This is a genomic window from Pseudomonas sp. R25(2017), assembly GCF_002112565.1.
Classification (GTDB): domain Bacteria; phylum Pseudomonadota; class Gammaproteobacteria; order Pseudomonadales; family Pseudomonadaceae; genus Aquipseudomonas; species Aquipseudomonas ekonensis.
Map to the genome: position 1 here is coordinate 23,275 of NZ_NEHZ01000004.1, position 22,789 is coordinate 46,063.

Here is a 22,789-nt window from a genome sequence, read left to right on the forward strand (position 1 = left end):
AAAACCAATGTGGGAGCGGGCTTGCCCGCGATGGCGGTGGGTCAGACACAAAAATGCCGACTGACACACCGCCATCGCGGGCAAGCCCGCTCCCACAAGGGATCTCTGCTGTTTCGGGGGTCTGACGGGCAGGCCCCCTCAACGGTTCACAGCTTGATCCAGGTCGCCTTGAGCTCGGTGTATTTGTCGAACGCATGCAGCGACTTGTCGCGGCCGTTGCCCGACTGCTTGAAGCCGCCGAACGGCGCGGTCATGTCGCCGCCATCGTATTGGTTGACCCACACGCTGCCGGCCCGCAGGGCCTTGGCGGTCAGGTGCGCCTTGGAAATGTCCTGGGTCCACACCGCCGCCGCCAGGCCGTACGGCGTGTCGTTGGCGATGCGCACCGCCTCCTCGGCGGTGTCGAAGGTGATGACCGACAGCACCGGTCCGAAGATCTCTTCCTGGGCGATCTTCATCGCGTTGCTCACGCCGTCGAAGATCGTCGGCTCGACGTAGGTGCCGCCGGTCTCCTGCAGGGTGCGCTTGCCGCCGACCACCAGCTTGGCGCCGTCGGCGTGGCCGGCTTCGATGTAGGACAGCACCGTGTTCATCTGCTGGGTGTCCACCAGCGCACCGACGTTGGTGGCCGGATCCAGCGGGTTGCCCGGCTTCCAGGCCTTCAGGGCCTCGATCACCATCGGCAGGAATTTGTCCTTGATCGAACGCTCGACCAGCAGCCGCGAACCGGCGGTGCACACTTCGCCCTGGTTGAAGGCGATGGCGCTGGCGGCGGACTCGGCGGCGGCCTGCAGATCCGGCGCGTCGGCGAACACGATGTTCGGGCTCTTGCCGCCGGCCTCCAGCCACACGCGCTTCATGTTCGATTCGCCGGCGTAGATCATCAGTTGCTTGGCGATCTTGGTCGAACCGGTGAACACCAGGGTGTCGACGTCGTTGTGCAGGGCCAGGGCCTTGCCGACGGTATGGCCATAGCCCGGCAGCACGTTGAGCACGCCTTTCGGGATGCCGGCCTCGACCGCCAGGGCGGCGATGCGGAGGGCGGTCAGCGGGGATTTCTCCGACGGCTTGAGGATCACCGAGTTGCCGGTCGACAGGGCCGGGCCCAGTTTCCAGCAAGCCATCAGCAGCGGGAAGTTCCACGGCACGATGGCGCCGACCACGCCCACCGGCTCACGGGTCACCAGGCCCAACTGATCGTGCGGGGTGGCGGCGACTTCGTCGTAGAGCTTGTCGATGGCCTCGCCGCTCCAGCTCAGCGCCTGCGCCGCGCCGGGAACGTCGATGTACAGCGAGTCGCTGATCGGCTTGCCCATGTCGAGGGTCTCGAGCAGGGCCAGCTCTTCGGCGTGCTGCTTGAGCAGGCCGGCGAAACGGATCATGGCGGCCTTGCGCTTGGTCGGCGCCAGGCGCGACCAGACACCGGAATCGAAGGTGGCGCGGGCGTTCTCCACGGCGCGCTGGGCGTCGGCGGCGTCACAGCTGGCGATCTTGCCCAGCAGACGGCCATCGACCGGACTGATGCACTCGAAGGTCTCGCCCGAGGCGGCGTCGGTGTACTCGCCATTGAGGTAGGCGCGGCCTTCGATCTTCAGGTCGCGGGCGCGTTGTTCCCAGTCGGCACGAGTCAGGGTGGTCATTCGAGTGTCCTCCTCTTGTTGGATGCGGGCGCCGCGCTCTTCGCGGCCGTCCTCAGGAATTCTGCCCGGCCAGCCTGCATTTCGGCCAAGGGCACCCGCCACCCTAAACCAGTGGCCGGGTTTGTTTCAATATATTTGACATAAGGCCGCGATACGACCTTGCGGTGTTCAATTTAATAAACATAGACTTTGGCCCTTTCCAATCCATCGCGTCGCCACCACGGGAGACAACAACAATGAACATCCAGAACGTCGTCGACATCAGCCAGACCGCCAGCGAAGCCGAACGCTACCGGCCGGATCCGGCCAAGGTGCTCAAGGGCGACCCCGAGCAGGCGGTGTTCAACCAGTACGACAGCCCTTGCGGGCAAATGAACGTCGGCGTGTGGGAAGGCGCGGTCGGGCAATGGACGGTGAACTACACCGAGCACGAGTACTGCGAGATCCTGCAAGGGGTGTCGGTGCTGCGCGACAGCGACGGCAACGCCAAGACCCTGCGCGTCGGCGACCGCTTTGTGATTCCGGCCGGTTTCCGGGGCACCTGGGAAGTGCTGGAGGCGTGCCGCAAGATCTATGTGATCTTCGAGCAGAAGGCCTGAGGATCTGCGCCCCTTTAGCTGACGCCAGCAGGCTGGCTTCCACAGGGAACACCACACAGATCCACGGTGTGGGCTTGCCCGCGAAGGGGCCCGGACCGGCAACCCAAAACCGGGGCAACAAAAAAGGCCCGTATCGTGAGATACGGGCCTTTTTCGTCGGTCGGAAAAATCAATTACTTGATTTTGCCTTCCTTGTAGATCACGTGCTTGCGAACAACCGGATCATATTTCTTGATCTCGATTTTGTCCGGGGTAGTACGCTTGTTCTTGTCGGTAGTGTAGAAGTGACCAGTACCGGCGCTCGAGATCAAACGAATCAATTCACGCATGATTAGCTCCCTTAAATCTTGCCGTCGCGGCGAAGTTCGGCCAGCACGACATCAATGCCGCGCTTGTCGATGATACGCATGCCTTTGGCAGATACGCGCAGACGCACGAAACGTTTCTCGGACTCAACCCAGAAGCGGTGATGCTGCAGGTTTGGCAGGAAACGACGACGGGTTTTGTTGTTTGCGTGGGAAATGTTATTCCCGGTTACCGGACCCTTACCGGTAACTTGACATACTCTAGACATGCCTCAGCCCTCTAAAACCACATGCCCAACCCGGCATGGGTTGGCCGCTTAATCTCTAGTCATTGTGGCGCCAGGCGCCGCGATTCTTTAGAGGTCTTACCGGCTACACCTACAAGCGAAGGAACCGGGCCCCTAGAAAAGAGCGCTGCTTTATACCAGAAAGACCCGAGAGCAACAACAATCGGTGTGCAATCAATTGGCAAAAAGCCGGAATTTGCCCCTGCGGACGCTTTGGATTAAGGCTGTCGAGGATTTCGACCGCTCGTCGCACAAAAGCGGCGATGCCGGCGATCCGCTCCCCCGGCACCGCCCTTCACCGCCAAAACCCCGCAAACCCGGCCCTGAAATTGCAAAAAGGGATAGTCATTTGCAACCGTGCCCACTAGGGTAGGCCTTTTCCAGACTGCACTTGCAGATGGGCCTCCGATCTGTAAAGGAATCTGACCATGCGCCTCGCTGCCCTCCCCCTTTTGCTCGCTCCGCTGCTGCTGAGCCCCCTCGCCCAGGCCGCCGCCCTGAGCGTCTGCACCGAGGCCAGCCCCGAAGGGTTCGACGTGGTGCAGTACAACTCGCTGACCACCACCAACGCCTCCGCCGACGTGCTGATGAACCGTCTGGTGGACTTCGACACCGCCAGCGGCAAGGTCGTCCCGAGCCTCGCCGAAAGCTGGGACGTCAGCACCGACGGGCTGACCTATGTGTTCAAGCTGCGTGCGCAGGTGAAGTTCCACAGCACCGACTACTTCAAGCCGACCCGCGACCTGAGCGCCGAAGACGTCAAGTTCAGCTTCGACCGCATGCTCGACCCGGCCAACCCGTGGCACCAGGTGGCCCAGAGCGGCTTCCCCCATGCCCAGTCGATGCAGCTGCCGGCGCTGATCAAGAAGATCGACGCCCTGGATCCTTTGACCGTGCGCTTCACACTCGACCATCCGGACTCGACCTTCCTGGCGACCCTGAGCATGGGCTTCGCCTCGATCTACTCCGCCGAGTACGCCAACCGGCTGCTCAAGGCCGGCGCGACGGACAAGCTCAACAGCCAGCCGGTGGGCACCGGCCCGTTCGTGTTCACCCGCTTCCAGAAGGACGCCTCGGTTCGCTACAAGGCCAACCCGGACTACTTCGGCGGCAAGCCGGCGGTGGATCCGCTGATCTTCGCCATTACCCCGGACGCCAACGTGCGCCTGCAGAAGCTGCGGCGCAACGAATGCCAGATCGCCCTGTCGCCCAAACCGCTGGACGTACAGGCGGCGAAACAGGAGCCGACACTCAAAGTTGAAAAGACCGACGCGTTCATGACCGCTTTCGTCGGCATCAACAGCCAGCATCCGCCGCTGGACAAGCCGGAAGTGCGCCAGGCGATCAACCTCGCCTTCGACAAGGCCAACTACCTCAAGGCCGTGTTCGAAGACACCGCCGAGGCCGCCAACGGCCCCTACCCGCCCAACACCTGGAGCTACGCGAAGAACCTGCCCGGCTACGCCCACGACGTGGACAAGGCCAAGGCGCTGATGGCCAAGGCCGGCCTGAAGGACGGTTTCCAGACCACCATCTGGACGCGCCCGTCCGGCAGCCTGCTCAACCCCAACCCGAGCCTCGGCGCGCAGTTGCTGCAGTCGGACCTGGCGGAGATCGGCATCCAGGCGGAAATCCGCGTGATCGAATGGGGCGAGCTGATCCGTCGGGCCAAGGCCGGCGAACACGACCTGCTGTTCATGGGCTGGGCGGGCGACAACGGCGACCCGGACAACTTCCTCACGCCGCAGTTTTCCTGCGCGGCGGTCAAGTCCGGCACCAACTTCGCCCGGTACTGCAACGCCGACCTGGACCGCTTGATCAGCGCCGGCAAGACCACCAGCGAGCAAGGTGTGCGCAGCAAGCTCTACGAACAGGCGCAGGCCCTGATCCAGCAACAGGCCCTGTGGCTGCCGCTGGCGCACCCGACCGCCTTCGCGCTCACACGCAAGGATGTGCAGGGTTACTCGGTGAGCCCGTTCGGGCGGCAGGACTACGCCAAGGTCACCCTGAAATAGCAGACACAACCCCGCCCCTGTAGGAGCAAGCCTGCTCGCGATGGCGCCGTGTCAGTCAACATCGATGTTGATCGATCTGCCATCGCGAGCAGGCTCGCTCCCACAGTGGACTGCGCTGATTCCGTGCGCAGCTACATCCAGCCGCACTCCGCCATCGACAGCGGCTCGCCCTCGCCGACGATGAAGTGATCGAGCACCCGCACATCGATCAGCTCCAGTGCCTTCTGCAGCCGCTTGGTCAGCACGCGATCCGCCTCGCTGGGGTCGGTGTTTCCCGACGGGTGGTTGTGGCACAGGATCACCGCCGCCGCGTTATTGGCCAGGGAGCGCTTCACTATCTCCCGAGGATGCACGGCCGTGTTGTCGATGGAGCCGCGAAACAGCGTCTCGAAGGTCAGCACCTGGTGCTTGGAGTCCAGGAACAGGCAGCCGAACACCTCGTGCGGCTCGTGGCGCAACATGGCCTTGAGGTAATCGCGCACGACCTGCGGGCTCTCCAGCGCCGGCTTGCGCCGCATGCGTTCCGCCAAGTGCCGACGCCCCATCTCCAGCACGGCCTGCAACTGGGCGAACTTCGCCGGCCCCAGCCCCAATTGTCCGCTGAAGGCGTTCAGGTCAGCCTCCAGCAAGAAACGCAGGCTGCCGAATTGATTCAACAGGTGTCGCGCCAGATCCACCGCGCTTTTTCCGGACACGCCGGTGCGCAGAAAGATCGCCAGCAGTTCGGCGTCCGAAAGGCTCGCGGAGCCCTGCTCAAGTAGCTTTTCCCGCGGCCTTTCCGCCGCCGGCCAATCGCGAATACTCATACACATTCCTTGTCTGTGGGCGCCGCTGTTCCATAGCGGACGCTGTGATATCGTAGCCCATCTTTTTTGGCGGTCGGCCCGCCCCTGGGGAGGGGGGTGCCGCACCGCTACCATCCATGAAATGAAAGGCAGACCTATGCAGCGGCTGTATCGGAAACGCATCGTTCTGGGCGTCGGCGGCGGCATCGCGGCCTATAAAAGCGCCGATCTGGTTCGCCGCCTGATCGACCAGGGCGCCGAAGTGCGCGTGGTCATGACCCGCGGCGGCAGCGAATTCATCACCCCGCTGACCATGCAGGCCCTGTCCGGGCACCCGGTGCACCTCGACCTGCTCGACCCTGCCGCCGAAGCCGCGATGGGCCACATCGAACTGGCCAAATGGGCCGACCTGGTGCTGATCGCCCCGGCCACCGCCGACCTGCTGGCCCGCCTGGCCCAAGGCATCGCCAATGACCTGCTGACCACCCTGGTGCTGGCCACCGACGCCATCGTCGCCGTGGCCCCGGCCATGAACCAGGCCATGTGGCGCGACCCGGCCACCCAGGCCAACCTGCAGCTCCTGGAAAGCCGCGGCCTGAAGACCTTCGGCCCGGCGTCCGGCAGCCAGGCCTGCGGCGACGTCGGCATGGGCCGGATGATGGAAGCCACCGACCTGGCCCAATGCGCGGCGGACTGTTTCCAGCGTCAGGCGCTGACCGGCAAGCACGTGGTCATCACCGCCGGCCCGACCCAGGAAAACATCGACCCGGTGCGCTACATCACCAACCACAGCTCCGGGAAAATGGGCTTCGCCCTGGCCGAAGCGGCGGTGGAGGCCGGCGCCCGCGTGACCCTGATCAGCGGCCCGGTGCACCTGCCGACCCCGGACCGCGTCACCCGCATCGACGTGGTCAGCGCCCGGGACATGCTCGCGGCGTGCGAAGCCGCGATGCCTTGCGACATCTTCATCGCCTCGGCAGCGGTCGCGGACTACCGCCCGGAAGTCGTGGCCCCGCAAAAACTCAAGAAAGACCCTACGAGCGGCGACGGTTTCGTCCTGCAAATGGTACGTAACCCGGACATCCTGGCCACCATCGCCACCCGTTCCGACCGTCCGTTCAGTGTCGGCTTCGCCGCCGAGACCGAACACCTGCTCGACTACGCTGCACGCAAACTCAAGGACAAGAATCTCGACCTGATCGTCGCCAACGACGTCGCCAACCCGAGCATCGGCTTCAACAGCGAAGAGAACGCCTGCAGCGTCATCGACCGTGGGCTGCACGCCACGGTCTTCGCCCAGACCAGCAAGGGCAAGATCGCCCGCCAACTGGTCACATTCATCGCCGAACGGCTGAACCAGGTTTAATTTACATGCACGCTTTGCAAGCCAAGATCCTCGACCCACGCATCGGCACCGAATTCCCGCTGCCGCAATACGCCACGCCCGGCTCCGCCGGCCTCGACCTGCGCGCCATGCTGGAACAGGACACCGTGATCAAGCCGGGCGAGACCGTGCTGATCCCCACCGGCCTGTCGGTGTACATCGGCGACCCGAACCTCGCCGCGCTGATCCTGCCGCGCTCCGGCATGGGCCATAAGCACGGCATCGTGCTGGGCAACCTGGTCGGCCTGATCGACTCCGACTACCAGGGCCCGCTGATGGTCTCCTGCTGGAACCGCGGCCAGACCGACTTCACCATGACCGTCGGCGAACGCCTGGCGCAACTGGTGCTGGTGCCGGTGGTGCAGGCGCATTTCGAGATGGTCGAGGAGTTCGTCGAGACCGAACGCGGCACCGGCGGTTTCGGCCATACCGGCACCAAGTGACCGTTCGTGGCGAGGGAGTCGGCCCCCTCGCCACAGCAAGCGGCCACGCCGGGCGGGGCGTCATGGCCCTTTCATACCACGAACTCTCTGCGGAAAACGCCGTCATACCCTTCAGTTTGAGCCTGCCGCCGAGTGAGTCGCCGGCGCGTCCAGCCACTTTCGAGATGGAGCATTTCCGCCGATGAGCACCCCCGCCCAAGTAGCACCGAAGCTTCCCGACAGCATTTTCCGCGCGTATGACATCCGCGGCACCGTGCCGGAATTCCTCAACGCCGAAACGGCCTACTGGATCGGCCGCGCCGTCGGCTCGCAGAGCCTGGCCCAAGGCGAGCCGAACGTGTCCGTCGGCCGCGACGGGCGCCTGTCCGGCCCGGAACTGGTCGCCCAACTGATCAAAGGCATCGCCGACAGCGGCTGCCACGTCAGCGACGTCGGCCTGGTGCCGACCCCGGCGCTGTACTACGCCGCCAACGTGCTGGCCGGCAAGTCCGCGGTGATGCTCACCGGCAGCCACAATCCGTCGAACTACAACGGCTTCAAGATCATGATCGCCGGCGACACCCTCGCCAACGAGCAAATCCAGGCCCTGCACGAGCGCCTCAAGACCGGCGACCTGAGCAGCGGCCAGGGCAGCGTGACCCAGGTCGAGATCCTCGACCGCTACACCACCGAAATCGTCCGGGACATCAAGCTGGCCCGACGCATGAAAGTCGTGGTCGACTGCGGCAACGGCGCGGCCGGCGTGATCGCCCCGCAACTGATCGAAGCGCTGAACTGCGAAGTGATCCCGCTGTTCTGCGAAGTGGACGGCCACTTCCCCAACCACCACCCGGATCCGGGCAAGCCTGAGAACCTCGTCGACCTGATCGCCAAGGTCAAGGAAACCGGCGCCGACCTGGGCCTGGCCTTCGACGGCGACGGAGACCGCGTCGGCGTGGTGACCGACGCCGGCAGCATCGTGTTCCCGGATCGCCTGCTGATGCTGTTCGCCCGCGACGTGCTGGCGCGCAACCCGGACGCAGAGATCATTTTCGACGTCAAATGCACCCGCCGCCTCATCCCGCTGATCAAGGAATACGGCGGCCGGTCGCTAATGTGGAAGACCGGTCACTCGTTGATCAAAAAGAAGATGAAACAATCCGGCGCCCTGTTGGCCGGCGAAATGAGCGGGCATATCTTCTTCAAGGAGCGCTGGTTCGGCTTCGACGACGGCATCTATAGCGCCGCGCGGCTGCTGGAGATCCTCAGCCAGGAGAAATCCACCGCCGAAGCGCTGTTCGCGACCTTCCCGAACGATGTTTCGACGCCGGAAATCAATATCCATGTGACCGAAGAGAGCAAATTCAGCATCATTGATGCACTGCACGACGCACAGTGGGGCCCAGGCGCGGACCTGACCACCATCGACGGCGTGCGGGTCGACTACGCCAAAGGCTGGGGCCTGGTACGCGCATCCAACACCACACCGGTGCTGGTGCTGCGTTTCGAGGCCGATGACGAGGCAGAACTTGCACGCATCAAGGCTGTGTTCCATGCCCAGCTGAAACGCGTTGCACCTGATCTCCAACTACCGTTCTGATTCACCCGGAGCCCTGAATGACCCTCGAACGCGATGCCGCCGCCCAAACCGCCAAGGTCCTGTCCGAAGCGCTGCCTTACATCCGACGTTATGTCGGCAAGACCCTGGTGATCAAATACGGCGGCAACGCGATGGAAAGCGAGGAGCTGAAGACCGGCTTCGCCCGCGACATCGTGCTGATGAAGGCCGTGGGCATCAACCCGGTGGTCGTGCACGGCGGCGGCCCGCAGATCGGCGATCTGCTCAAGCGCCTGTCCATCGAAAGCCACTTCGTCGACGGCATGCGCGTCACTGACGCCGCCACCATGGACGTGGTGGAAATGGTGCTCGGCGGCCAGGTCAACAAGAGCATCGTCAACCTGATCAACCGGCATGGCGGCAGCGCCATCGGCCTGACCGGCAAGGACGCCGAGCTGATCCGCGCGAAAAAGCTCAACGTCACCCGCCAGACCCCGGAGATGACCACCCCGGAAATCATCGACATCGGCCATGTGGGCGAAGTGGTCGGGATCAACACCGACCTGCTGAACCTGCTGGTCAAGGGCGATTTCATCCCGGTGATCGCGCCGATCGGCGTCGGTGATAACGGCGAGTCGTACAACATCAACGCCGACCTGGTGGCCGGCAAGGTCGCCGAAGCGCTGAAGGCCGAGAAACTGATGCTGCTGACCAACATCGCCGGCCTGATGGACAAGGAAGGCAAGGTACTGACCGGCCTGAGCACCCAGCAAGTCGACGCGTTGATCGCCGACGGCACCATCTACGGCGGCATGCTGCCGAAGATCCGCTGCGCGCTGGAAGCGGTGCAGGGCGGCGTGGGCAGCTCGCTGATCATCGACGGCCGCGTGCCGAATGCGATCCTGCTGGAAATCTTCACCGACACCGGTGTGGGCACCCTGATCAGCAACCGCAAGCGTTCTTAAGCGCTCACGCAAACGAAAAGACCCCGCTCAGCCTGGCTGAGCGGGGTCTTTTTTTGCCTCAGATCCCTGCAGGAACGAGCCTGCCCGCGCCTGCAAGGAACCCGTTCAAACGCCGAACTGGGCGCGGTAGGCCTCGACGGCCGGCAGGTGCTGCTTGAGCTGCGGGTCGTCGGCCAGGAATTCCAGCACCTGGTTCAGCGACACGATGCTGATCACCGGGATGCCGAAGTCACGCTCGACTTCCTGAATCGCCGACAGCTCGCCGTTGCCGCGCTCCTGGCGGTTCAGGGCGATCAGCACGCCGGCCGCCTTGGCGCCTTCCTGGGACGCGATGATCTGCATCACTTCGCGGATCGCGGTGCCGGCGGTGATCACGTCGTCGATGATCAGCACGTCGCCGGTCAGCGGCGCGCCGACCAGGCTGCCGCCCTCGCCGTGGGCCTTGGCTTCCTTGCGGTTGAAGCACCATGGCAGGTCGCGGCCGTGGTGTTCGGCCAGCGCGACGGCGGTGGTGGCCGCCAGCGGGATGCCTTTGTAGGCCGGGCCGAAGAGGACGTCGAAGGAAATGCCGCTGTCGACGATGGCCGCCGCGTAGAAACGGCCCAGCTGGGCCAGCGCGGAACCTGAGTTGAACAGGCCGGCGTTGAAGAAGTAAGGACTGGTGCGCCCGGACTTCAGGGTGAACTCACCGAAGCGCAAAACGCCGCGATCGATGGCAAAACGAATGAAATCGCGCTGATACGCTTGCATGAAAAAAACCCCAAATACCACGGATTTAGCTAATTAGCTTGACGCCGTGTATCATACACGCACGCGATTTTTGGGGCCATTTATGCGGATCATCAGTGTGAACGTCAATGGTATTCAGGCTGCAGTCGAGCGAGGTTTGCTCAGTTGGCTGCAGGCTCAGAATGCCGACGTCATCTGCCTGCAGGACACCCGTGCCTCCGCCTTTGAACTGGACGACCCAGCCTTCCAACTGGACGGCTACTTCCTTTATGCCTGCGACGCCGAAGTTCCCGCCCAAGGCGGTGTGGCTTTGTACTCGCGGTTGCAACCGAAGGCTGTCATCAGCGGTCTCGGTTTCGAGACGGCCGACCGCTACGGGCGCTACCTGCAAGCAGATTTCGACAAAGTCAGTATTGCCACCTTGCTGCTTCCTTCGGGGATGAACGGCGATGAGGACTTGAACCAGAAGTTCAAGCTCATGGACGACTTCGGCAAGTATCTGGACAAACAGCGGCGCAAACGTCGCGAGTACATCTATTGTGGCTCGCTGTACGTGGCGCAGCAGAAGCTCGACATCAAGAACTGGCGCGACAGCCAGCAATCCCCGGGCTTCCTGGCGCCGGAACGCGCCTGGATGGACGAGATCGTCGGCAACATGGGTTATGTCGACGCCTTGCGCGAAGTCAGCCGCGAAGGCGACCAGTACAGCTGGTGGCCGGACAACGAACAGGCCGAGATGCTCAACCTCGGCTGGCGCTTCGACTACCAGATCCTGACCCCGGGCTTGCGTCGCTTCGTGCGCAGCGCACGCCTGCCGCGTCAGCCACGGTTCTCGCAGCACGCACCGCTGATCGTGGACTACGACTGGACGCTGACCATCTGAGCGCCTTTTCGCAGCCTCAAAAAAACCGACATCGCTGTCGGTTTTTTTGTGCCTGAAGGCTTTGCCCGGTAGGAACCGTCGGTCGTTACTTGATCAGGCGCCAGGTGAACGGATACCGGTAGGCGATCCCTTCGTTGGCCTTCACCCCGCCGATGATCGTCAGCACCAGCGCGCCGATGGCCAGCAGGCCGAACAGCACGAAGCCGATGATCAGCACCATCAGCAGGAAGCAGACCATCGAGGCGATCGCCACGGTGATCTGGAAGTTCAGCGCTTCCTTGCCCTGGGCATCGATGAACGGATCGGTCTCGCGCTTCATCTGCCAGAGGATCAGCGGCCCGATCAGCGTGCCGAAGGGCACCCAGATCCCCAGCAGGGCGGACAAGTGACAAAACATGGCCCACTGGCGCACCTCGTGGCTCGGCCTGGGCTGCAGCTCTTGTTCGTCACTCATCGCATCCTCCTTGGGGTCGCCCGGCGGCTCAGTCAGCCAGCGCCGCCTTCTGCAGTTCGAAGATCTCGGTCATGCCCTTCTTGGCCAGCTCCAGCATGGCGGTCAGTTCCTCAGGCTGGAACGGCGCGCCTTCGGCGGTGCCCTGCACTTCGATGAAGCCGCCGGTGCCGGTCATCACCACGTTCAGGTCGGTCTCGGCGGCGGAGTCCTCAAGATAGTCCAGATCCAGCACCGGCTCGCCCTGGTACATGCCCACAGAAACGGCGCCGACCATCTGCTTGAGCGGGTCGCCGCCCTTCAGGCCGCCGCGCTTCTTGATCACCTTCAGCGCATCGACCAGCGCGACCATGGCGCCGGTGATCGACGCGGTGCGGGTGCCGCCGTCGGCCTGGATCACGTCGCAGTCGACGTACAGGGTGACATCGCCCAGCTTGGACATGTCCAGGGCCGCGCGCAGGGAACGGCCGATCAGGCGCTGGATCTCCAGGGTGCGCCCGCCCTGCTTGCCGCGGCTGGCCTCGCGCTGGTTACGCTCGCCGGTGGAGCGCGGCAGCATGCCGTACTCGGCGGTCAGCCAGCCCTGGCCCTGGCCCTTGAGGAATCGCGGCACGCCGTTTTCGACGCTGACGGTGCAGATGACCTTGGTATCACCGAATTCGACCAGTACCGATCCCTCGGCATGCTTGGTGTAGTTGCGGGTAATGCGGATCGAGCGGAGCTGATCGGCAGCGCGACCACTTGGACGTTTCATAGGAGATACCTGTACTGGGGACGGAAAACTGCGGAGCATTATAGGGCCGTGCACCGCGCCTGGGCAGTCGTCAAAAATGCCCGCCGACGACCGAGGGCCCTGCAACGCCTGTCCCCGACGGCCTGCAGCCCTTTGTCACAGCGTGTGTTTGGGCGCATCCGCCGCACTGCGCTACAATCCTGCGCCTTTGCTGCCAGTCGGCTTACATTCATTGAGAGCGATGAGGCGGAACGCAGGTTCCGCACCGTTCTGCATTGCGAGGTACCACCATGGTGCACAGCATGACCGCCTTCGCCCGCGTCGAGAAAGCCGGCGTCCAGGGCACCCTGAGCTGGGAACTGCGCTCGGTCAACAGCCGCTACCTGGAACCGCACCTGCGCCTGCCGGAGTCCTTCCGCGACCTCGAAGGCGCCGTGCGCGAAGCGCTGCGCCAGGGCCTGTCGCGGGGCAAGCTGGAATGCACCCTGCGCTTCACCGAAGAAAGCACCGGCAAACCGTTGCAGGTGGACCGCGAGCGCGCTGCGCAACTGGTCGCCGCCGCCGAGACCGTCGCCGGCCTGATCAAGAACCCCGCCGCCCTGAACCCGCTGGAAGTGCTGGCCTGGCCGGGCGTGCTGGTCGCCGACGCCAGCGATCCGCAGGCGCTCAACGCCGAGGCGCTGGCCCTGTTCAACCAGGGCCTGAAGGAGCTCAAGGCCGGCCGCGAGCGCGAAGGCGCGGAGCTGGCCCGGTTGATCGACGACCGCCTGACCTCCATCGAAGAAGACGTATCGACCCTGCGCGAACTGGTTCCGCAGATGCTCGCCACCCAGCGCCAGAAGGTCCTGGACCGCTTCGCCGACATGAAGGCCGAGCTGGATCCGCAGCGCCTGGAGCAGGAAATGGTCATGCTCGCGCAAAAGAGCGACGTGGCCGAAGAACTGGATCGCCTGAGCACCCACATCATCGAAGTCCGCCGCGTGCTCAAGTCCGGCGGCGCGGCCGGGCGGCGCCTGGACTTCCTGATGCAGGAGCTCAACCGCGAAGCCAACACACTGGGCTCCAAGGCCTTCGACCCGCGCAGCACCCAGGCGGCGGTCAACCTCAAGGTGTTGATCGAGCAGATGCGCGAACAAGTGCAGAACATTGAGTAAGGCTATTCCCATGACCCACAGCACCGGCACCCTTTACATCATTTCCGCCCCCTCGGGCGCGGGCAAGAGCAGCCTGGTCAAGGCGCTGACCGACGCCAACCCGGAAATCCGCGTATCGATCTCCCACACCACCCGCGCCATGCGTCCGGGCGAGGTGGACGGCGTGAACTACCACTTCGTGACCCGCGAAGCGTTCGTGAAGATGGGCGAACACGGCGATTTCCTCGAACGTGCCGAAGTGTTCGGCAACTTCTACGGCACCTCGCAAAGCCGCCTGCAGCAGACCCTGGACGAAGGTCATGACCTGATCCTGGAAATCGACTGGCAAGGCGCCGAACAAGTGCGCAAGCTGATGCCCCAGGCCCGCTCGATCTTCATCCTGCCGCCTTCGCTGCAAGCCCTGCACCAGCGCCTGACCAACCGCGGCCAGGACAGCGACGAGATCATCGACGGACGCATGCGCGAGGCGGTCAGCGAGATGAGCCACTACGTCGAATACGACTACGTGATCATCAACGACGATTTCGCCCATGCGCTGGACGACCTGAAAGCGATTTTCCGCTCCAACCAGCTGCTGCAGAAACGCCAGCAAGTGCGTTTCGGCAAACTGTTGGCCGAACTGCTCGGTTGACCGGCTCTTCCCAAACGCGCTGCAAGGGCTTTACATTGGCACTTGCAGCGCGTTGAAGGGTCTGGTCAAAAAATCAGCGCTTCCCTAATCGCTGGTGTTTTTTTAAACTGCCGAGTCCGCTCGCCCATCCGGGCACCGCGCATATCGCATTTGCTACGAGGAAGACCATGGCCCGCGTAACCGTTGAAGACTGCCTAGAACACGTGGATAACCGCTTTGAGCTGGTCATGCTCTCGACCAAGCGTGCCCGTCAACTGGCAACCGGCGGCAAAGAGCCGAAGGTCGCATGGGAAAACGACAAGCCTACCGTCGTCGCCCTGCGTGAAATCGCCGAAGGCATCGTGACCCCTGAATTCATCGCCGCCGAAGAAATCGTCACCGAAGACCCGGTCTTCGCTGCATTTACCGAGGACGAGTCCAACGAGGCCGTCTAAGCCTATGCCTGGTCGACGTAGCACGGCGCGGGAACACAGCTTGCGGCAGGAGTCATCATGCCGAGCATAGACGCCCTCGCCGATCGCTTATCGGCCTACCTCGGCCAGGACCAGGTCAACCTGGTCCGCCGGGCCTACTTCTACGCCGAACAGGCCCACGACGGCCAGCGCCGCCGCAGCGGCGAGGCGTACGTCACGCACCCGCTCGCGGTCGCGAGCATCCTTGCCGACATGCACATGGACCATCAGAGCCTGATGGCCGCGATGCTGCATGACGTGATCGAAGACACCGGCATCGCCAAAGAGGCGCTGCAGGCGCAGTTCGGCGAAACCGTGGCCGAACTGGTCGACGGGGTCAGCAAACTGACCCAGATGAACTTCGAGACCAAGGCCGAAGCCCAGGCCGAGAACTTCCAGAAGATGGCCATGGCCATGGCGCGCGACATCCGCGTGATCCTGGTCAAGCTGGCCGACCGCCTGCACAACATGCGCACCCTGGAAGTGCTCTCCGGCGAGAAGCGCCGGCGGATCGCCAAGGAAACCCTGGAGATCTACGCCCCCATCGCCAACCGGCTGGGCATGCACTCGGTCCGCGTGGAGTTCGAAGACCTCGGCTTCAAGGCCATGCACCCGATGCGTTCCGCGCGGATCTACCAGGCGGTCAAGCGCGCCCGGGGCAACCGCAAGGAAATCGTCAACAAGATCGAAGAGTCCCTGAGCCACTGCCTGGCCATCGACGGCATCCAGGGCGAGGTCAGCGGCCGCCAGAAGCACCTCTACGGCATCTACAAGAAAATGCGCGGCAAGCGCCGGGCCTTCAACGAGATCATGGACGTGTACGCGTTCCGGATCATCGTCGACAAGGTCGACACCTGCTACCGCGTGCTGGGTGCCGTGCACAACCTGTACAAGCCGCTGCCGGGGCGCTTCAAGGACTACATCGCGATCCCCAAGGCCAACGGCTACCAGTCGCTGCACACCACGCTGTTCGGCATGCACGGCGTGCCCATCGAGATCCAGATCCGCACCCGCGAGATGGAAGAGATGGCCAACAACGGCATCGCCGCGCACTGGCTGTACAAGTCCAGCAGCGACGAACAGCCCAAAGGCACCCACGCCCGCGCCCGCCAATGGGTCAAAGGCGTGCTGGAAATGCAGCAACGCGCCGGCAACTCGCTGGAATTCATCGAAAGCGTGAAGATCGACCTGTTCCCGGACGAGGTCTACGTGTTCACGCCCAAAGGCCGGATCATGGAGCTGCCCAAAGGCTCCACCGCCGTCGACTTCGCCTACGCGGTGCACACCGACGTCGGCAACAGCTGCATCGCCTGCCGGATCAACCGCCGCCTCGCCCCGCTGTCCGAACCGCTGCAGAGCGGCTCCACGGTCGAGATCGTCAGCGCCCCCGGCGCTCGGCCGAACCCGGCGTGGCTCAACTTCGTGGTCACCGGCAAGGCCCGCACCCACATCCGTCATGCGCTCAAGCTGCAGCGCCGCTCCGAATCCATCAGCCTGGGCGAGCGCTTGCTGAACAAGGTGCTGAACGGTTTCGACAGCTCGCTGGAGAACATCTCCGCCGAGCGGATCCAGGCCATGCTCGCCGAGTACCGCCTGGAGCTGATCGAAGACCTGCTCGAAGACATCGGCCTGGGCAACCGCATGGCCTATGTGGTGGCCCGCCGCCTGCTCGGCGAGGACGAACAGCTGCCGGCGCCGGAAGGCCCGCTGGCGATCCGCGGCACCGAGGGCCTGGTGCTCAGCTACGCCAAATGCTGCACGCCGATCCCCGGCGACCCGATCGTCGGTCACCTGTCGGCGGGCAAAGGCATGGTCGTGCACCTGGACAACTGCCGCAACATCAGCGAAATCCGCCACAACCCGGAAAAATGCATCCAGCTCTCGTGGGCCAAGGATGTCAGCGGCGAATTCAACGTCGAGCTGCGGGTCGAGCTGGAGCACCAGCGCGGCCTGATCGCGCTGCTGGCCAGCAGCGTCAACGCCGCCGACGGCAACATCGAGAAAATCAGCATGGACGAACGCGACGGCCGCATCAGCGTCGTCCAGCTGGTGGTCAGCGTCCACGACCGCGTGCACCTGGCCCGCGTGATCAAGAAACTGCGCGCCCTGGCCGGGGTGATACGCATCACCCGCATGCGCGCCTAAGCCCGCCATCACAAGGAGTCATACATGACCAAGACCGTTATCAGCAGCGACAAGGCCCCGGCCGCCATCGGCACCTACTCCCAGGCGATCAAGGCCGGCAATACCGTGTACATGTCGGGCCAGATCCCGCTGGACCCGAAAACCATGGAACTGGTCGAAGGCTTCGAAGCCCAGACCGTCCAGGTGTTCGAGAACCTGAAAGCCGTGGCCGAAGCGGCCGGCGGTTCGTTCAAGGACATCGTCAAGCTGAACATCTTCCTCACCGACCTGAGCCACTTCGCCAAGGTCAACGAGATCATGGGCAAGTACTTCGAACAGCCGTACCCGGCCCGCGCCGCCATCGGCGTCGCCGCCCTGCCTAAGGGTTCGCAGGTCGAAATGGATGCCATCCTGGTCATCGAGTAATGCGCACGGCGCAGCGTGCGAACGCTGCGCCGACTGCTTTGCCGTCAAGAAAAGGTTTCGAAAGGATTTATCCATGCGCAAAGCGCTTGCTCTCTCGCTGCTCGCCGTTTTCCTCGGCGGCTGCGCCAGCGACCCTGCCGACCGCGACATCAGCGGCACCTGGATCAACCAGACCGCCATCGACGCAGCCGCAAAAGGCGGCCCCCTGCGCGAAGCGCTGCAGGCCTACGGCCCGAACCTGGAATGGGACGTCAACACCCGCGCCGGCCAGGCCCGCTACACCAACGGTTTCGAGAATGTCGAAGGACGCTTGCAGGGCGAGCAGTCCGGCGCGTGGAAAATCGACTTCTACGGCGGTTCCGGCAGCGAGCTGAAGCGCGACGGCAGCCAGATGAAACAGGCCGCCACCGAAAACGAACCGGAACAGCTGTTCGACCGCGCCCAGATCCCGGTGCCGGACGGCGCGCCCATCGGCGCCAGCTTCGAACGCGCCCTGTACTCGGCCTACCTGGGCGGCAACTGGACCATCGCCAGCGGCCAGGGCGAAGGCAGCACCGTGCAGTTCCAGGCCGACGGCCAGGTCTCCGGCCTGCCCGGCGCCGACCGCTACGCCCTGTGCCTGGCAGGCGACTGCGCGTCGATGAACAGCGACCACGACAGCATGTGGCTGCAGCTCAACGGCCAAGGCAACAACTGGATCTTTGCGCGCAAGGGCAAGGAACTGGAGATCTTCCAGGCGGTGAACACCGCGCTGGCGGACGAACAGCCGCAGTTCACCCCGGGTGAGCGCAAGTGGCTGCTCGAGAAGCAGTGACCCGCTTCTGAACCCCGGCGCCGCCCTCACTGCCGCCATCGCCAGCAGGCTGGCTCCTACAGGAATTTCGGTCGATCGCAGCATCTGCGGCCGCCGCTGAGCCCAGTGGGCGCCAGCCTGCCGGCGTTGGGGTCAACAGCGTCCTTCCAGAATCGCCGCGTAGCCTTCGCGATAGCTCGGATAGCTCGGTGCCCAACCCAAGGCCCTGGCCCGGGCGTTGCTGCACCGCTTGCTGCCGGTACGCCGCACGCTCGCATCCTCAGCCCATTCGGTGACACCCAGGTACTCGCGCAGCCAGGCCACGACCTCGGCCAACGGCGCCGGCGCGTCATCGACGCCGATGTACACCTCATCCAGCGCCGCCCCGCCACGATCCGCCTCCAGCAGGAACGCCAGCAGTCCGGCCGCGTCGTCCGCATGGATGCGGTTGCCGTACAGGGGCGGCTCGACCGCCACCCGATAGCCGCGACGCACCTGGGTCAGCAGCCATTCCCGGCCGGGGCCGTAGATCCCGGTCAGGCGCACGGTGCTGGCCGGGATGCCGCTGCCGAGCGCCACCTGCTCGGCCTCCAGCATCACCCGCCCCGAATAGCCGGCTGCGACCGTCTCGGCGCCTTCATCGACCCACTCCCCGTCCTGCTGCCCGTACACGCTGCTGCTGGAGACGAACAGAATCCGCTTGGGCCGCTGGCCGTGCTGCTTCAGCCAACCCAGCACATGCCGCAGGCCCTCGACGTAGGCGGCGCGGTAGCCGGCCTCATCATGCTCGGTGGCGGCCGCGCTGAACACCAGATAGTCCAGCGAACCAGTCGGCCAACCGGCCGGACAGGCCTCGCCGAACAGGTCGCCCGCCACCCCGAGCACCCCCGCCGGCAAACGGGAAACCGTGCGGCGCAGGCCGTAGACCTGCCATCCGCCGCCGAGCAATTGCGTGGCCAGACGACCGCCGACATCACCGCAACCGGCGATCAAAACAGAAGGCGCAGACATCGAAAAACTCCTATCGGAAAGAACCAGACTAGCCTCGGCGACTGACGAGTGGCTAGCAATGCAGGAAAAAAAGCAACTCTATTACTTCTGTTAACAAGAATTACTTGCAATAATGCACGCCACTTTGTTCTCGGCCTTTCGAGGCCTGGAAGAGCATCACCGTTTTTCTACTTCAGGTCCGGCCAGCATGACACGCATTCAAACCTCCGCTTCGCCAACCAACCGACCTCGCGCCTGGCGCGCCGCGGCAGCCCTGCTGCTCAGCCTGATGCTGGCGCCGGTCGCCGCGTTCGCCGACACCCAGGCCACCCCTGCCGCCACCGAGCAGGCCGCGCCAGCCGCCCCTGCCGCAGCGCCAGCCGCCACCGACGCGATCCAGGCCGTTGATGCCGGCGCCGCCGACCAACCGGAAGTCCTCGAAGCGGACAACACCCTGGGCATGGCCCACGACCTGTCGCCCTGGGGCATGTACCAGAACGCCGACGCGGTCGTTAAGTCCGTGATGATCGGCCTGGCCCTCGCCTCGATCCTCACCTGGACCATCTGGATCGCCAAGGGCTTCGAGCTGATGGGCGCCAAGCGCCGCCTGCGCGGCGAGATCGCCAGCCTGAAGAAAGCCGCCTCCCTCAAGGAAGCCAGCGTATCCGCCGCGAAGGAAGGCACCCTGGCCAACCTGCTGGTGCACGATGCCCTTGAAGAGATGCGCCTCTCGACCAACGCCCGCGAGAAGGAAGGCATCAAGGAACGCGTCAGCTTCCGCCTTGAGCGTCTGGTGGCCGCCTGCGGCCGCAACATGAGCAACGGCACCGGCGTGCTCGCCACCATCGGTTCCACCGCGCCGTTCGTCGGCCTGTTCGGCACCGTGTGGGGCATCATGAACAGCTTCATCGGCATCGCCAAGACCCAGACCACCAACCTTGCCGTCGTCGCGCCGGGCATCGCCGAAGCGCTGCTGGCCACCGCAATGGGCCTGGTGGCAGCGATCCCGGCGGTCGTCATCTACAACGTGTTCGCCCGCTCCATCGCCGGCTACAAGGCCCAGGTGTCCGACGCGTCGGCCCAGGTGCTGCTGCTGGTCAGCCGCGACCTCGACCACCAGCCTGAGCGCAGCTCGCAACCGCACATGGTGAAAGTGGGGTAACCGGCCATGGGCCTGCATTTGAAAGAAGGCGCAGACGACGATCTGGCCGAGAACCACGAAATCAACGTCACGCCGTTCATCGACGTGATGCTGGTGCTGTTGATCATCTTCATGGTGGCCGCGCCGCTGGCCACCGTGGACATCAAGGTCGACCTGCCCGCCTCCACCGCCAAGCCCGCGCCGCGCCCGGAAAAACCGGTGTTCCTCAGCGTCAAGGCCGACCAGCGCCTGTACCTGGGCGACGACGAAGTGAAGGCTGAAACCCTCGGCGCCGCCCTCGACGCCAAGACCCAGGGCAAGAAGGACACGACGATCTTCTTCCAGGCCGACAAAGGCGTGGACTACGGCGACCTGATGAGCGTGATGGACAAGCTGCGCGGCGCCGGCTACCTGAAGGTCGGCCTGGTGGGCCTTGAGACGGCAGCCAAGAAATGATCGAGCCGCGCCATAAGCTGACGCGTTACGGCGGTAGCCTGGCCGTGGTGCTGGGCGTCCACGCGCTGGCCATCGCGCTGGCGGTGAACTGGACCGCCCGGCCGCCCATCGAACTGCCGCCGCAGGCCATGATGGTCGAGCTGGCCCCGGTGCCCGCACCGCCGCCGCCCGCACCGCCGAAAGTGGTCACGCCGCCGCAGCCGCCGGCCCCGGTCGAGGAACTGCCGATCCCGAAACTGGCGGAAGCGCCGAAGGCCGAGATCGCCGTGTCCAAGCCTAAACCCAAGCCGAAGCCCAAGCCTCAGCCGCCCAAACCGGTCGAGAAGCCGGAGCCGCCGAAGGAAAAGCCTTCCGAGGAAAAACCGGCCGACACGCAACCGACCCAGGCGCCCACGGAGAAATCCGCGCAGCCGGCACCGGGCCCGTCGCCGGCGCAGCTGGCGGCCAAGGCCAGCTGGCAAGGTACGCTGCTCGCGCATTTGCAGAAGTACAAAAGGTATCCGGACAGCGCCAGGATGCGGAACAAGACTGGCACCAACCGTCTGCGTTTCGTGGTCGATGGCGAAGGCAACGTGCTGTCGTTCGAGTTGGTGGATCGCTCCGGCAATGCCGATCTGGATCGGGCCACTCTGGAAATGATCCGCAAGGCCCAACCGCTGCCCAAACCGCCGACGGACATGCTGAGCAACGGCTCGATCGAAATCACTGCGCCGTTTGTGTACACGATCGACAAACGACGCTGATCTCGTCTGACAGCAGCTCCGCTTCCAATGGGTTCTGCGCCACAAAAGGCACCGCGAGGTGCCTTTTGTGTATCCATTCCTGCCAAACCGGCATTGCCCGGTGTCGCATGCCGCACTCAGTCTGATAACGTGCGTCTATCGATTGCAGCCGGTATGCTTGGCCCGCAAACCCACGGACGCTTGCCATGACTCTCACAGAATTACGCTACATCGTCACCCTCGCCCAAGAGCAGCATTTCGGCCATGCGGCCGAGCGTTGCCACGTCAGCCAGCCGACCCTTTCGGTGGGCGTGAAAAAACTTGAAGACGAACTCGGTGTACTGATTTTCGAGCGCAGCAAAAGCGCCGTGCGCCTGACCCCGGTCGGCGAAGGCATCGTCGCCCAGGCGCAGAAAGTGCTGGAGCAGGCCCAGGGCATCCGCGAACTGGCCCAGGCCGGCAAGAACCAGCTCACCGCCCCGCTGAAGGTCGGCGCGATCTACACCGTCGGGCCGTACCTGTTCCCGCACCTGATTCCGCAGCTGCACCGGGTCGCCCCGCAGATGCCGCTGTACATCGAAGAGAACTTCACCCACGTGCTGCGCGACAAGCTGCGCAACGGCGAGCTGGACGCGATCATCATCGCCCTGCCGTTCAACGAAGCCGACGTGCTGACCTTGCCGCTCTACGACGAGCCGTTCTACGTGCTGATGCCGGCCCAGCACCCGTGGACGCAAAAAGAGTCCATCGACACCGCCCTGCTCAACGACAAGAGCCTGCTGCTGCTCGGCGAAGGCCACTGCTTCCGCGACCAGGTGCTGGAAGCCTGCCCGACCCTGACCAAGGGCAACGACGGCGCCAAGCACACCACAGTGGAATCCAGCTCCCTGGAAACCATCCGCCACATGGTCGCCTCGGGCCTGGGCGTGTCGATCCTGCCGTTGTCGGCGGTCGACAGCCACCACTACGCCCCCGGCGTGATCGAAGTGCGGCCGCTGTCGGCGCCTGTGCCGTTCCGCACCGTGGCCATCGCCTGGCGCGCCAGCTTCCCGCGCCCGAAGGCCATCGAGATCCTCGCCGACTCCATCCGCCTGTGCTCCGTGGCCAAACCCGCCGCCGCGGTCACGGCCGGTTAAGCCAGCGT

Annotated in this window: 24 protein-coding genes and 1 pseudogene; 17 read left to right on the top strand and 8 right to left on the bottom strand. The window is 64.3% G+C overall.

Translation table 11 applies throughout. The features are described from left to right. Positions 1 to 146 precede the first annotated feature (146 nt). Positions 147 to 1,640 carry an aldehyde dehydrogenase gene (locus CAG31_RS06140; RefSeq protein ID WP_085578937.1) on the bottom strand — a complete coding sequence of 498 codons (1,494 nt, stop codon included), beginning with the start codon at positions 1,638 to 1,640 and terminating at the stop codon, positions 147 to 149. 236 nt (positions 1,641 to 1,876) lie between these two features. Here CAG31_RS06140 and CAG31_RS06145 point away from each other — a divergent pair, with 236 nt between their 5' ends. Then, a complete protein-coding gene (locus CAG31_RS06145) occupies positions 1,877 to 2,239 on the top strand; it encodes a cupin domain-containing protein (protein ID WP_085578939.1) in 363 nt (120 codons plus the stop codon). A 173-nt stretch (positions 2,240 to 2,412) separates the two neighbouring features. Here CAG31_RS06145 and rpmG read toward each other — a convergent pair whose 3' ends face one another. Continuing rightward, positions 2,413 to 2,568 carry a 50S ribosomal protein L33 gene (gene rpmG / locus CAG31_RS06150; protein WP_003177274.1) on the bottom strand — a complete coding sequence of 52 codons (156 nt, stop codon included), beginning with the start codon at positions 2,566 to 2,568 and terminating at the stop codon, positions 2,413 to 2,415. An 11-nt stretch (positions 2,569 to 2,579) separates the two neighbouring features. Then, positions 2,580 to 2,813: a 50S ribosomal protein L28 gene (gene rpmB, locus CAG31_RS06155; RefSeq protein WP_085578941.1), complete on the bottom strand. Its 234-nt coding sequence runs from the start codon at positions 2,811 to 2,813 to the stop codon at positions 2,580 to 2,582. Positions 2,814 to 3,259: 446 nt separating this feature from the next. On the opposite strand from rpmB, the gene CAG31_RS06160 reads away from it, so the two are divergent. Further along, positions 3,260 to 4,846 (top strand): ABC transporter substrate-binding protein, encoded by a 1,587-nt coding sequence (locus tag CAG31_RS06160; RefSeq protein WP_085578943.1) that lies wholly within the window; start codon positions 3,260 to 3,262, stop codon positions 4,844 to 4,846. 131 nt (positions 4,847 to 4,977) lie between these two features. Here CAG31_RS06160 and radC read toward each other — a convergent pair whose 3' ends face one another. Further along, the gene (radC, locus tag CAG31_RS06165; protein ID WP_085578945.1) at positions 4,978 to 5,652 is read right to left on the bottom strand and encodes a DNA repair protein RadC; all 675 of its coding nucleotides are present in this window, start codon (positions 5,650 to 5,652) and stop codon (positions 4,978 to 4,980) included. A gap of 136 nt (positions 5,653 to 5,788) precedes the next feature. On the opposite strand from radC, the gene coaBC reads away from it, so the two are divergent. From coaBC to argB, 4 genes and pseudogenes are all read left to right on the top strand, one after another. Beyond that, a complete protein-coding gene (gene coaBC / locus CAG31_RS06170; protein WP_085578947.1) occupies positions 5,789 to 6,997 on the top strand; it encodes a bifunctional phosphopantothenoylcysteine decarboxylase/phosphopantothenate--cysteine ligase CoaBC in 1,209 nt (402 codons plus the stop codon). A 5-nt stretch (positions 6,998 to 7,002) separates the two neighbouring features. Further along, positions 7,003 to 7,458 carry a dUTP diphosphatase gene (gene dut, locus CAG31_RS06175; protein ID WP_085578949.1) on the top strand — a complete coding sequence of 152 codons (456 nt, stop codon included), beginning with the start codon at positions 7,003 to 7,005 and terminating at the stop codon, positions 7,456 to 7,458. 175 nt (positions 7,459 to 7,633) lie between these two features. Continuing rightward, a pseudogene (locus tag CAG31_RS06180) lies at positions 7,634 to 9,037 on the top strand (phosphomannomutase/phosphoglucomutase); the annotation flags it as partial. Between the two features lie 17 nt (positions 9,038 to 9,054). After that, positions 9,055 to 9,960: an acetylglutamate kinase gene (gene argB / locus CAG31_RS06185; RefSeq protein WP_085578953.1), complete on the top strand. Its 906-nt coding sequence runs from the start codon at positions 9,055 to 9,057 to the stop codon at positions 9,958 to 9,960. 105 nt (positions 9,961 to 10,065) lie between these two features. Here the strand turns inward: argB and pyrE are convergent, their stop codons facing one another. Then, on the bottom strand, positions 10,066 to 10,710 hold the full coding sequence (gene pyrE, locus CAG31_RS06190) for an orotate phosphoribosyltransferase (protein ID WP_085578955.1): 645 nt from the start codon (positions 10,708 to 10,710) through the stop codon (positions 10,066 to 10,068). A gap of 82 nt (positions 10,711 to 10,792) precedes the next feature. Here pyrE and CAG31_RS06195 point away from each other — a divergent pair, with 82 nt between their 5' ends. Then, positions 10,793 to 11,572: an exodeoxyribonuclease III gene (locus tag CAG31_RS06195; RefSeq protein WP_007920349.1), complete on the top strand. Its 780-nt coding sequence runs from the start codon at positions 10,793 to 10,795 to the stop codon at positions 11,570 to 11,572. Between the two features lie 85 nt (positions 11,573 to 11,657). Here CAG31_RS06195 and CAG31_RS06200 read toward each other — a convergent pair whose 3' ends face one another. Beyond that, the gene (locus tag CAG31_RS06200) at positions 11,658 to 12,026 is read right to left on the bottom strand and encodes a DUF4870 domain-containing protein (RefSeq protein ID WP_085578957.1); all 369 of its coding nucleotides are present in this window, start codon (positions 12,024 to 12,026) and stop codon (positions 11,658 to 11,660) included. Positions 12,027 to 12,054: 28 nt separating this feature from the next. Next, positions 12,055 to 12,777, bottom strand: a complete 723-nt coding sequence (rph, locus tag CAG31_RS06205; protein ID WP_085578959.1) for a ribonuclease PH — start codon at positions 12,775 to 12,777, stop codon at positions 12,055 to 12,057. A 269-nt stretch (positions 12,778 to 13,046) separates the two neighbouring features. On the opposite strand from rph, the gene CAG31_RS06210 reads away from it, so the two are divergent. From CAG31_RS06210 to CAG31_RS06235, 6 genes are all read left to right on the top strand, one after another. Further along, positions 13,047 to 13,910, top strand: coding sequence for a YicC/YloC family endoribonuclease (locus CAG31_RS06210; RefSeq protein WP_085578961.1), 864 nt, complete (start codon positions 13,047 to 13,049; stop codon positions 13,908 to 13,910). A gap of 10 nt (positions 13,911 to 13,920) precedes the next feature. Beyond that, a complete protein-coding gene (gene gmk / locus CAG31_RS06215) occupies positions 13,921 to 14,541 on the top strand; it encodes a guanylate kinase (protein WP_085578963.1) in 621 nt (206 codons plus the stop codon). Between the two features lie 167 nt (positions 14,542 to 14,708). Beyond that, positions 14,709 to 14,975, top strand: a complete 267-nt coding sequence (gene rpoZ, locus CAG31_RS06220) for a DNA-directed RNA polymerase subunit omega (protein WP_085578965.1) — start codon at positions 14,709 to 14,711, stop codon at positions 14,973 to 14,975. A gap of 57 nt (positions 14,976 to 15,032) precedes the next feature. After that, positions 15,033 to 17,138 (top strand): bifunctional GTP diphosphokinase/guanosine-3',5'-bis pyrophosphate 3'-pyrophosphohydrolase, encoded by a 2,106-nt coding sequence (gene spoT, locus CAG31_RS06225; RefSeq protein WP_085578967.1) that lies wholly within the window; start codon positions 15,033 to 15,035, stop codon positions 17,136 to 17,138. 24 nt (positions 17,139 to 17,162) lie between these two features. After that, positions 17,163 to 17,543, top strand: coding sequence for a RidA family protein (locus CAG31_RS06230; protein WP_065258184.1), 381 nt, complete (start codon positions 17,163 to 17,165; stop codon positions 17,541 to 17,543). Between the two features lie 73 nt (positions 17,544 to 17,616). Beyond that, positions 17,617 to 18,357, top strand: a complete 741-nt coding sequence (locus CAG31_RS06235; protein WP_085578969.1) for a hypothetical protein — start codon at positions 17,617 to 17,619, stop codon at positions 18,355 to 18,357. Between the two features lie 132 nt (positions 18,358 to 18,489). On the opposite strand, the gene CAG31_RS06240 is transcribed toward CAG31_RS06235, so the two are convergent. Further along, positions 18,490 to 19,347, bottom strand: coding sequence for an NAD-dependent epimerase/dehydratase family protein (locus CAG31_RS06240; protein WP_085578971.1), 858 nt, complete (start codon positions 19,345 to 19,347; stop codon positions 18,490 to 18,492). Between the two features lie 187 nt (positions 19,348 to 19,534). Here CAG31_RS06240 and exbB point away from each other — a divergent pair, with 187 nt between their 5' ends. The 4 genes from exbB (at position 19,535) to CAG31_RS06260 (ending at position 22,781) form a co-directional block, all read left to right on the top strand. Beyond that, entirely contained in the window at positions 19,535 to 20,488 is a 954-nt protein-coding gene (gene exbB, locus CAG31_RS06245) for a tonB-system energizer ExbB (RefSeq protein ID WP_085578973.1), read from the top strand. A 6-nt stretch (positions 20,489 to 20,494) separates the two neighbouring features. After that, the gene (gene exbD, locus CAG31_RS06250; RefSeq protein WP_085578975.1) at positions 20,495 to 20,923 is read left to right on the top strand and encodes a TonB system transport protein ExbD; all 429 of its coding nucleotides are present in this window, start codon (positions 20,495 to 20,497) and stop codon (positions 20,921 to 20,923) included. Beyond that, on the top strand, positions 20,920 to 21,666 hold the full coding sequence (locus CAG31_RS06255) for an energy transducer TonB (RefSeq protein ID WP_085578977.1): 747 nt from the start codon (positions 20,920 to 20,922) through the stop codon (positions 21,664 to 21,666). Before exbD ends, CAG31_RS06255 begins: the two co-directional genes overlap by 4 nt. Positions 21,667 to 21,851: 185 nt before the next feature. Further along, positions 21,852 to 22,781, top strand: a complete 930-nt coding sequence (locus CAG31_RS06260; RefSeq protein ID WP_085578979.1) for a hydrogen peroxide-inducible genes activator — start codon at positions 21,852 to 21,854, stop codon at positions 22,779 to 22,781. Positions 22,782 to 22,789 lie beyond the last annotated feature (8 nt).

Bases quoted from the DNA above. Each gene is read 5' to 3' on its own strand.
- exbB (WP_085578973.1), top strand. From the start codon at position 19,535: ATGACACGCATTCAAACCTCCGCTTCGCCAACCAACCGACCTCGCGCC.
- exbD (WP_085578975.1), top strand. From the start codon at position 20,495: ATGGGCCTGCATTTGAAAGAAGGCGCAGACGACGATCTGGCCGAGAAC.
- coaBC (WP_085578947.1), top strand. From the start codon at position 5,789: ATGCAGCGGCTGTATCGGAAACGCATCGTTCTGGGCGTCGGCGGCGGC.
- rpoZ (WP_085578965.1), top strand. From the start codon at position 14,709: ATGGCCCGCGTAACCGTTGAAGACTGCCTAGAACACGTGGATAACCGC.
- CAG31_RS06160 (WP_085578943.1), top strand. From the start codon at position 3,260: ATGCGCCTCGCTGCCCTCCCCCTTTTGCTCGCTCCGCTGCTGCTGAGC.
- radC (WP_085578945.1), bottom strand. From the start codon at position 5,652: ATGAGTATTCGCGATTGGCCGGCGGCGGAAAGGCCGCGGGAAAAGCTA.
- CAG31_RS06230 (WP_065258184.1), top strand. From the start codon at position 17,163: ATGACCAAGACCGTTATCAGCAGCGACAAGGCCCCGGCCGCCATCGGC.
- CAG31_RS06210 (WP_085578961.1), top strand. From the start codon at position 13,047: ATGGTGCACAGCATGACCGCCTTCGCCCGCGTCGAGAAAGCCGGCGTC.
- spoT (WP_085578967.1), top strand. From the start codon at position 15,033: ATGCCGAGCATAGACGCCCTCGCCGATCGCTTATCGGCCTACCTCGGC.
- CAG31_RS06195 (WP_007920349.1), top strand. From the start codon at position 10,793: ATGCGGATCATCAGTGTGAACGTCAATGGTATTCAGGCTGCAGTCGAG.
- rpmB (WP_085578941.1), bottom strand. From the start codon at position 2,813: ATGTCTAGAGTATGTCAAGTTACCGGTAAGGGTCCGGTAACCGGGAAT.
- CAG31_RS06260 (WP_085578979.1), top strand. From the start codon at position 21,852: ATGACTCTCACAGAATTACGCTACATCGTCACCCTCGCCCAAGAGCAG.
- CAG31_RS06140 (WP_085578937.1), bottom strand. From the start codon at position 1,640: ATGACCACCCTGACTCGTGCCGACTGGGAACAACGCGCCCGCGACCTG.
- dut (WP_085578949.1), top strand. From the start codon at position 7,003: ATGCACGCTTTGCAAGCCAAGATCCTCGACCCACGCATCGGCACCGAA.
- CAG31_RS06235 (WP_085578969.1), top strand. From the start codon at position 17,617: ATGCGCAAAGCGCTTGCTCTCTCGCTGCTCGCCGTTTTCCTCGGCGGC.
- pyrE (WP_085578955.1), bottom strand. From the start codon at position 10,710: ATGCAAGCGTATCAGCGCGATTTCATTCGTTTTGCCATCGATCGCGGC.
- rpmG (WP_003177274.1), bottom strand. From the start codon at position 2,568: ATGCGTGAATTGATTCGTTTGATCTCGAGCGCCGGTACTGGTCACTTC.
- argB (WP_085578953.1), top strand. From the start codon at position 9,055: ATGACCCTCGAACGCGATGCCGCCGCCCAAACCGCCAAGGTCCTGTCC.
- gmk (WP_085578963.1), top strand. From the start codon at position 13,921: ATGACCCACAGCACCGGCACCCTTTACATCATTTCCGCCCCCTCGGGC.
- rph (WP_085578959.1), bottom strand. From the start codon at position 12,777: ATGAAACGTCCAAGTGGTCGCGCTGCCGATCAGCTCCGCTCGATCCGC.
- CAG31_RS06200 (WP_085578957.1), bottom strand. From the start codon at position 12,026: ATGAGTGACGAACAAGAGCTGCAGCCCAGGCCGAGCCACGAGGTGCGC.
- CAG31_RS06145 (WP_085578939.1), top strand. From the start codon at position 1,877: ATGAACATCCAGAACGTCGTCGACATCAGCCAGACCGCCAGCGAAGCC.
- CAG31_RS06255 (WP_085578977.1), top strand. From the start codon at position 20,920: ATGATCGAGCCGCGCCATAAGCTGACGCGTTACGGCGGTAGCCTGGCC.
- CAG31_RS06240 (WP_085578971.1), bottom strand. From the start codon at position 19,347: ATGTCTGCGCCTTCTGTTTTGATCGCCGGTTGCGGTGATGTCGGCGGT.